Source organism: Streptomyces sp. JW3, assembly GCF_052216785.1.
In the GTDB taxonomy this organism is placed as follows: domain Bacteria; phylum Actinomycetota; class Actinomycetes; order Streptomycetales; family Streptomycetaceae; genus Streptomyces.
The window spans coordinates 26,772-35,087 of the sequence record NZ_JBQOUX010000083.1 but is presented as its reverse complement, the minus strand read 5'-3'; the positions used below and the strand labels follow the sequence as shown (position 1 = coordinate 35,087).

General features: G+C 72.9%; 6 protein-coding genes. All 6 read right to left on the bottom strand.

All coding sequences use genetic code 11. The features are described 5' to 3' along the window. Positions 1-40: 40 nt before the first annotated feature. The 6 genes from ACTT8P_RS27845 to ACTT8P_RS27820 all read right to left on the bottom strand — a co-directional run bounded on the left by ACTT8P_RS27845 (position 41) and on the right by ACTT8P_RS27820 (position 8,090). Positions 41-1,972: an anthranilate synthase family protein gene (locus ACTT8P_RS27845; protein WP_442834515.1), complete on the bottom strand. Its 1,932-nt coding sequence runs from the start codon at positions 1,970-1,972 to the stop codon at positions 41-43. After that, on the bottom strand, positions 1,969-2,598 hold the full coding sequence (locus tag ACTT8P_RS27840) for an isochorismatase family protein (protein WP_442834514.1): 630 nt from the start codon (positions 2,596-2,598) through the stop codon (positions 1,969-1,971). Before ACTT8P_RS27840 ends, ACTT8P_RS27845 begins: the two co-directional genes overlap by 4 nt. A gap of 70 nt (positions 2,599-2,668) precedes the next feature. Then, positions 2,669-3,442: a 2,3-dihydro-2,3-dihydroxybenzoate dehydrogenase gene (locus ACTT8P_RS27835; RefSeq protein WP_442834513.1), complete on the bottom strand. Its 774-nt coding sequence runs from the start codon at positions 3,440-3,442 to the stop codon at positions 2,669-2,671. 74 nt (positions 3,443-3,516) lie between these two features. After that, a complete protein-coding gene (locus tag ACTT8P_RS27830; protein WP_442834512.1) occupies positions 3,517-4,689 on the bottom strand; it encodes a 3-deoxy-7-phosphoheptulonate synthase in 1,173 nt (390 codons plus the stop codon). Between the two features lie 543 nt (positions 4,690-5,232). Then, positions 5,233-7,341: an aminodeoxychorismate synthase component I gene (pabB, locus tag ACTT8P_RS27825; protein WP_442834511.1), complete on the bottom strand. Its 2,109-nt coding sequence runs from the start codon at positions 7,339-7,341 to the stop codon at positions 5,233-5,235. 68 nt (positions 7,342-7,409) lie between these two features. After that, positions 7,410-8,090 (bottom strand): 50S ribosomal protein L11 methyltransferase, encoded by a 681-nt coding sequence (locus tag ACTT8P_RS27820; protein WP_442834510.1) that lies wholly within the window; start codon positions 8,088-8,090, stop codon positions 7,410-7,412. Between the last annotated feature and the right edge of the window lie 226 nt (positions 8,091-8,316).

Genomic DNA, 8,316 nt, shown 5'->3' with positions numbered 1-8,316 from the left:
GCCGGGTCGCGACCCGGCCGGCGCCCGCGGACGAGGTCCCTCACCCGGCCGACAGCGCGGTGGCGTGCAGCACCTCGGTGATCAGCCGGGCGACGATCCGGGGACCGTCCTGGGTCAGTACCGACTCGGCGTGGAACTGCATCGAGGCGAAGTGCGGGCCCCGCAGCGCGTGCACCTCACCGGTCCCCGGATCGCGGCTCACCTCGATCGGCCCGACCCGGTCGGCCTCGGCCTCCTCCCGGCTGCTGTAGGCGGCGAAGGTGTTGTAGAAGCCGACCCGTTCCCGGGAGCCGAACAGGTCGATCTCCCGCTGGACGCCCTGGTTCGGCACCTCGCGGCGGACGAGTTCGAAACCGAGCAGGCCGCTGAGCACCTGGTGGCTCAGGCAGACCGCGAGGAACGGCCGTCGCTGGTCGAGCAACTTCAGCACCGCGGACCGCAGATGGGCGATCTTGGGGTGGCCGGCCGCCCGCGGGTCGCCCGGTCCGGGGCCCGCGATCACCAGGTCGTAGCCCTCGAAGGAGTACTCCTCGTCGAACCGGCGCACCGTCACCTCCAGCCCCAGCGCGCGCAGCTGGTGACCGATCATCGAGGTGAAGGTGTCCTCGGCGTCGATCACCAGCACCCGGCGCCCGGCGAGTTCCGCCGCGCACGCACTCCCCGTGCCGCCCTCGGCGAGCCAGAAGTCCGCGATGCCCCGGTTGCGCCGCTCCAGCGCGGCCCGCACCCGCGGGTGGTCGGCGAAGCTCCGCGGCCCGTCCGCCGCCAGCGCCGCCAGCAGACCGGCCGCCTTGGCCCGGGTCTCGGCGACCTCGCGGTCCGGGTCGGAGTGCCGGACCAGGGTGGCGCCGACCCCGATGGACAGCCGCCCGCGGCGGTCGATGTCCGCGGTGCGGATCAGGATCGCGGAGTCCAGAGTGCGGCCACCGCGCCCGTCCCGCCCGATCAGGGCGAGCACGCCGCTGTAGTAGCCGCGGCCGGCCGGCTCGTAGCGGCCGATGACCCGGGCGGCGCTCTCCAGCGGGCTGCCGGTGACGGTGGGCGCGAACATCGTCTCGCGCAGGATCTCGCGCGGGTCGCGGCGGCTGCGGCCCTCGATGAAGTACTCGGTGTGCGCGAGCCGGGCCATCTCCTTGAGGTACGGGCCGATCACCCGGCCGCCGGAGTCGCAGATCCGGGCCATCATCTTGAGCTCTTCGTCGACCACCATGTAGAGCTCGTCGGCCTCCTTGCGGTCGGCGAGGAAGTCCATCACCTCGGGCAGCGTCGGCCCCGAGGCCGGATAGCGGTAGGTGCCGCTGATCGGGTTCATCACCGCGACGCCGTCGCTGAGGCTGATGTGCCGCTCGGGGGTGGCGCCGACGAAGGTCCGCTCGCCGGTGTGCACCACGAACGTCCAGTACGCGCCCGTCTCGTGCTCCACCAGCCGGCGGAAGAAGGTCAGCGCGGCGGCCGGTGTGTAGCCGGTGATGTCGGCCACGAAGGAGCGTTTGATGACGAAGTTCGCCCCCTCGCCCCGGCCGATCTCGTCGGCGATCACCCGGCGGACGATGTCCGCGTAGGCGTCGTCGTCGATGTCGAAGTGGCCCCCGGCCAGCGCGATGGGCGTGTCCGGGATCCGGGCCAGCGCCTCGGCGAGCTGCACGGTGGCCTGCTCGGTCACGGTGACGGCGATCAGCGGGGCACCGTCGTCGGCGGATTCGAAGCCGCGCTCGCGGATCTGCCGGTAGGGGACGAGCGCGAGCACCTCGTGCCGGGCGCCGCCGCCCGCCTCGGCCAGCTCGATCCGGTCCAGGGTGGCCGGCGTGCTGACCTCGCCGAGCAGCACCTCCAGCGTTCCCCGGCCGGTCGTCTCGGGCCGGTGCAGCAGGGCGAAGACGGGCGGCGACGGAGCGTCGAGTATCCGTTGCAGCAGATCCGGGCGTGCGGTGTCCGGCCGTGCCGGGTCGGACCGTGCGATGTGCGGTCTCATCCGAGAACTCCTTCGGCGGTGACCACCATCGCGCAGCGCTTGGCGGCGTACTCCAGGGCGAGCCGGTGGTCCGCGGCGCTGAAGTCGGCCACCGCGTCGGCCACCAGGAACGGCTGGATGTCGCGGGTGAACGCCTCCACGGCGGTCATCAGCACCCCGACGTGCGCGTACACCCCGCACAGCACGAGCTGGTCCCGGCCGGCCGCCCGCATCCGGTCCAGCAGGCCGGAGTTGAAGAACGCGCTGTAGCGCCACTTGGTGAACATCCAGTCCCGGGACGTCGGGGCGAGCGGCTCGACGACCTCGCGGTCGACCGGGTCCACCCGCATGCCCGGACCCCAGAAGTCCATCAGCAGACCGCGCTGCTCCTCGGTCATGCCGCCCGGCTGGGCCGTGTAGGCGACCGGTACGCCCAGCGCCGCGGCCCGCTCGCGCAACAGCACGGCGTTGCGGACCAGTTCGCCGCCCGGGGACTGCGCGGCGGGGAAGGGCTTGAGGAAGTAGCGCTGCATGTCGTGGACGAGCAGCACCGCACGGTCCGGGTCCACCGTCCACTTCGCGGTGTTGCCGGGCAGGTCGCCCGCGGTCGGCATCGCGTAGGGCTCGATGGTCGGTAACCCTGCCATGGCCTTGTCTCCTGTTCTGTGCACATGCGGTTGGTGCGGGTATGGGGCGCGGGTGTCGCGGACGGGACGTTCAGGCGCCGAGTCCGGCGCCGCCGTCGACGGTGAGGTCGTGCAGGGTGATGTGGCCGGCCTCGTCGGAAAGAAGGAAGACCACCGCGGCGGCGATGTCCGCGGGCTGCGCCAGCTTGCCCAGCGGAATGCCCACCCGGTACGCCTCCGGCCGGCCCTCGATGGTGCCCTTCGGGCCCGACGCGTCGTGCCACATCGAGCTGAGCATCGGGGTGTCGGTCGAGCCCGGGGCGACCACGTTGCAGCGGATGCCGTACGCGGCGACCTCCAGGCCCAGGCTCTTGGTGAACATCGTCGCGGCCGCCTTGGACGCGGCGTACGCGGCCATCTCGGCGCGCGGTGTGCTCGCGGCGTTGGAGGCGACGGTGACCAGGGCGCCGCGGCGGCGCGGCACCATCCGGGCGACCACCGCGCGGGACAGGTGGAACACGCCGTCCACGTTGACCGCGAAGGTGGCCCGCCAGTCCTCGTCGGTGAGGCTGCCGACCGGGCCCAGGCGCAGCACGCCGGCGGCGTTGACCAGATGGTCCACCGGGCCCAGGTCCCGTTCCACCGTGTCGACCAGCGCGTCGACCGCGGCGCTGTCGGTGACGTCCGCCGGGAACGCCACGACCCGCGGGCCGCCCTCCGCGGCCGGCTCGGCGACGGTCTCCCGCAGCGCGTCGGCGTTCCGGTCGACGGCGGCCACGACCGCGCCGCGCTCGGCCAGGGCCCGGACGACGGCCGCGCCGATGCCCCCCGCCGCTCCGGTGACCAAAGCGACCTTGTTCCGCATGACTGAAACCTCCTTGCGGGCCGGCCCGGTGCCGGGCCGGCCGTGGTCGGACGGGTTCGTGCACCAGGGCGTCGTCAGCCCTGCCAGGCGGAGACCACCGAGATGGCCTGGCCCGGGTTGAGCCGGGGATCGCAGAAACTGGTGTATTTGTCGCCGACGTTGCCTTCCTCGGACTCGTTGAGGACGCACTCGGTGACGTCGTCGGGGGTGGTCTCCAGATGCAGCCCGCCGGCCACGCCACCGGCGGATCGCACCGCCGACTGGAAGTCCTGGACCTCCCGTACGACGGTGTCCACGAAGCGGGTCTTGAGGCCGGCCGGGGTGGTGACGGTGTTGCCGTGCATCGGGTCGGTCAGCCAGATGACCGGGTGCCCGGCCGCCTTGACGGCCCCGACCAGCGCGGGCAGCCGGTCGGCGGCCGAACCGGCGCCCATCCGGGCGATGAGCGTGAGCCGGCCCGGGTCGCGCTCCGGGTCGAGCAGCGCGCACAGCGCCAGCAGTTCGTCCGTCCGGGTGCGGGGACCGACCTTGCAGGCCACCGGGTTGTCGACGCCGGCGAGCAGCGCGACATGGGCGCCGTCCACCGCGCGGGTGCGCTCGCCGATCCACGGCCAGTGCGTCGAGGTCAGCAGCAGCCGGCCGGCGTCGTCCCGCCGGACCATCGGCAGTTCGTAGTCCAGCAGCAGTGCCTCGTGGCTGGTCCACACCGGCGGGCAGCTGGCCGAGCGGCCGCCCGGGTCCAGCCAGCCCAGGTGGGTCATGGCCCGGCTCGCCGCCGCGTAGCAGGAGAGCAGCCGTCGCGGGTCGGGCCGCCGCAGCAGCGGGTCCGGCTCCGGGCTGTTGACCATGTGGCCCCGGTAGACGGGGAGTTCGACACCGCCGACCCGTTCGGTGGGCCGGGAGCGGGGCTTGGCGAACTGGCCCGCCATCCGGCCGACCCGGACCACCGGCCGGTGGGTGACCATCTTCACGATGCCGGCCAGGACGTCGAGCAGACCGCTCTTGCGAGCGATGTCACCGGCCGAGCACTCCACCGGGTCCTCCGCGCAGTCGCCGCTCTGCACCACCTGCGCGGCGCCGGCCGCCACCTCGGCGAGCAGCGAGCGCAATCGGCGTACGTCCGCGGCGGCCACCAGGGGTGGTCGTCCGGCCAGTTCCTCGCGGACGTCGTGCAGGTGTCCGTGGTCGGCCCAGTCGGGCTGCTGAAGCGCCGGTCTGGACCGGACAGCGGTCAGTGCGGTGACCATGAGCGTCTCCCAGAGCGAAAGTGCGGCGGACTCGGTGGCCCCCGCGGTGCCTCGCGAGAAGGTGTGCGGCGAACGCCGCGTCCGGCACGGGGCGAAGGCGGTCGTGGTGCGGTGCGACGGATACGGGCCGGACCGCGGTACTGCTCAGGCCACCCGCGGCCCCCGTGCGCGCTGCCCTGCGGTGCCGGTGGGCCCTTGCCGGGCGGCGACGGCGTCGGTCATGGCCGGGATGCTCCCTCGACTGGCGGGAAAGGCCGGGGCCTGGGGGTCGGCGACGAGCTGTGGGTGGCCGGACGGCTGCGGTGCGTCCTGATCGTGTGACACGGCGACCGACGCCGCCAACGGCCGCCACCGCACTTCGTCAGGTGCCGGGTACTTCATCAGGTCCGGTACGGGGGGACGCCCCGGGCGGGACGAGTGGGGAACCTCGCCTTCAGCACCTCAGAACCCACGATCCCCGCGACTCCCTGGACTCCAGGGTGTCGCGGGGATCAGTGAAACGGCCTGACCCGGCGGGGGCGGCCCGTGGCGGCTGCCGGACGGTCAGTGGATCAGGGAGTCCTGACGGCCCTCCGGCAGCTCAAGACCGGCCAGGGCGAACAGCGGGGCGGCCTTGACCACCGTCTCCTCGAACTCCTCCGCCGCGTCGGAGAGCGCGATGATCGCGCCGCCCACGCCGTAGCGCACCCGTCCCGGCGTGAGCACCGCCGTGCGGATCACCACGCTGAGGTCCGCCGCGCCGGTCAGCGAGAAGTAGCCGACCGCACCGGAGTACACCCCGCGCGGTCCCTGTTCCAAGCGGTCGATGATCTCCATCGTGCGCAGCTTCGGCGCGCCGGTCATCGAGCCCGGCGGGAAGGCCGCCCGCACGCACCGGACCGCCGAGCTGTCCGGCCGCAGCCGGGCTCGTACCGTACTGACCAGCTGATGGGCCCTGGCGTACGTCTCGACCCGGAAGATGTCGTCCGCCGTCACCGAGCCGGTCTCCGCGCACCGCCCGAGGTCGTTGCGGACCAGGTCCACGATCATCAGGTTCTCGGCCCGGTCCTTCACGCTGGACATCAGGTCCGCCCGCAGCTCCGCGTCCTCGTCGGGCGTCGCGCCGCGCGGGCGGGTCCCCTTGATCGGCCGCGACTCGACCACCCCGTGCCGGTCCACCCGCAGGAACCGTTCGGGCGAGGTGCTCAGCACCGAGAGCTCACCGAACCGCAGCAGCGCGCCGAACGGGCTCGGGCTGGTGCGGCGCAGGAACCGGTAACTGCGCCAGGGCTGCGGCCGGCCGTCCGCCTCGATCATGTTGGTGAGGCACACCTCGTACGTCTCGCCCGCCGCGATCTCCTCCTGGCAGGCGTCGATCAGGTCCAGGTAGGCGCGCCGGTCGTGCCGCCACCGCAGGGTGCGCGGCGGATCGGCCGGGCCGGGCCGGGCGGCGCCGCGCCCGGCGAGGCCGGCGAGCAGCCCGGCCGCCTCCTCCAGCCACCGGCGGGCCTGGTCCGGCGCGCCTTCCTCGGCCAGGGCCAGCAGGTACCCGGTGCCGGTGACGTGGTCGAGGACCAGCGCCCGGTCGCTGAAGACCATCACCGCGTCCGGATCCTGCGAACGGTGCACGAGCCGGCCGCCGCACTCGCCCTTCAGCTCGTAGCCCAGGTACCCGACCCAGCCCAGCGCGAAGTCGAAGGGCAGGTCGGGGACGGCGGTCCGGACCGAGGCGAGGTCCCGGTCCAGCCACTCCAGGAAGGCGCTGGTGACGGTCTCGGTGGACGTCGCCGAACGCACCGTCACCGTGCCGCTCCACACATCGGCCTCGGCGATCCGGCCGAGCGGACCGGAGGCGTCGCCCATGATGGAGAACCGGCCGGAGCCGGCGTCGGGCCGGCTGCTGTCCAGCCAGTAGGCGTGCCCGCCCCGGTGGAAGAGCCGGTCGAAGGCGGCCTCGTCCTCCACCCGGACGGCCAGCGGCCGCGCCAGCACGCGCAGCCGACGCGGCTCGGCGCCGTCACCGGGCCGGGGAGCGGTGGTGGGCACGTCGGTTCCGGGCGTCGTCGCTCGGCCCCGGCCACCCCGGTCACCACCCCCGTGCCGCAGGGTCAGCCGGCGGAAGTTGTCCAGCAGCCGGTGCCCGTACTGGCCCCCGATCGACTCGGGATGGAACTGCACGCCCCACTGCGGGCGCTCCCGGTGCCGCAGGCCCATCAGGACACCGTCGGGCGTCCAGGCGGTCGCCTCCAGCGCGGCCGGCAGCCGGTCCACGGCCAGCGAGTGGTACCGGACGGCCTCGAACGGAGACGGCAGCCCCTCGAACAGACCGGTCCCGTCGTGCAGTACTGGCGAGACGCGGCCGTGGCAGGGCTCCGGCGCGCGGCCGACCCGGGCGCCGTGCAGCGCGGCCAGCCCCTGATGGCCCAGGCACACCCCGAGCGTCGGCAGCCCCCCGTGCTCCAGCACCTCGCGGCAGACGCCGAAGTCGGCGGGCCGGGCCGGATCGCCCGGCCCGGGGGAGAGCACCACGTTGTCGAACTCCGACAGATACCTCAGCTGCCACCGGGGATCGTCGTTGACCACGACCTCGGGTTCCCGGCCGTTGACCTCGGCCAGATAGTGAAAAAGGTTGTACGTGAACGAGTCGTAATTGTCGATCAGTAAAGTGCGCATCGTTTCCCCTGGTCACGTGCCCGACGCCGCGGTCGTCCGTTCTCTCCCGACGTGCTGCTGACGTCCCGTCAGGTCGTTGTCGTCACCTCGATCAGCATGTGCTCCACCTCGTACTCCCCCTCCCGGAACACGGCGCTGCGCCGCACCGTGAGCGCGCGCCCGCACTCCTCGGCGATCCGCAGCAGGCCGTCCAGGTCGCCCCGCCCGCTGAAATGCAGCAGCACGGAGCCGCCCGGCGCGAGCCGGCCCGGCGCCTCGGTCAGGAACCGGCGGTGCGTCGCGTATCCCGGGTCCACGTAGCCGCGTTCCAGCATGGTCCGGTACTGGTACTCCGCCGGTGCCAGCACATAGTTGGAATGCCAGAAGATCGTGTCGAAGCGTTCCTCCGGGGCCAGGCCGGCGAACAGGTCGCCGCGCAGGCTCCGGACCCGGCCCCGCACTCCGTGCCGCTCGGCGTTGAGCGCCGTGTTGCGCACCGCGGCCTCGCTGATGTCCACGGCCACCACGCGGTCGCAGCCGCCCAGCGCGCTGGCCACGGCGATCACCCCGCTCCCGCAGCCGATCTCGAGGAACGAGCCGGTCCGCGGGGTCGCCGCCGGGTCCGCGAGGCCCATCAGGCGCATGGAGAACTCCGTGGTCGGGGAGTACACCGGCGCGAACACCCCGGGAAGGAGATCCCACTCCCGGCCGCACAGGGCGAAGGTGGCCGGCCAGTCCTCCCGCGCCAGCGCCTGCCTGCTTCGCTCCAAGGACCGGCGATAGTCCTGAATAACGTTCACTACGTTCCCCCCTGCCGCCGAACTGCTCATCCGATGCCGTAATCGCGCTGATCTCCGACCGAATCTTGCCGGTAACATGACACTTACGGAAGGTGACCAAGCAACACATCGAACCGCCGGCCGCGGTGCCCCCACTACCGTCCAGTCACTGGACATGTCTGACGATTCGTTGACGCCCGACGCCCCGCTCAGTAGC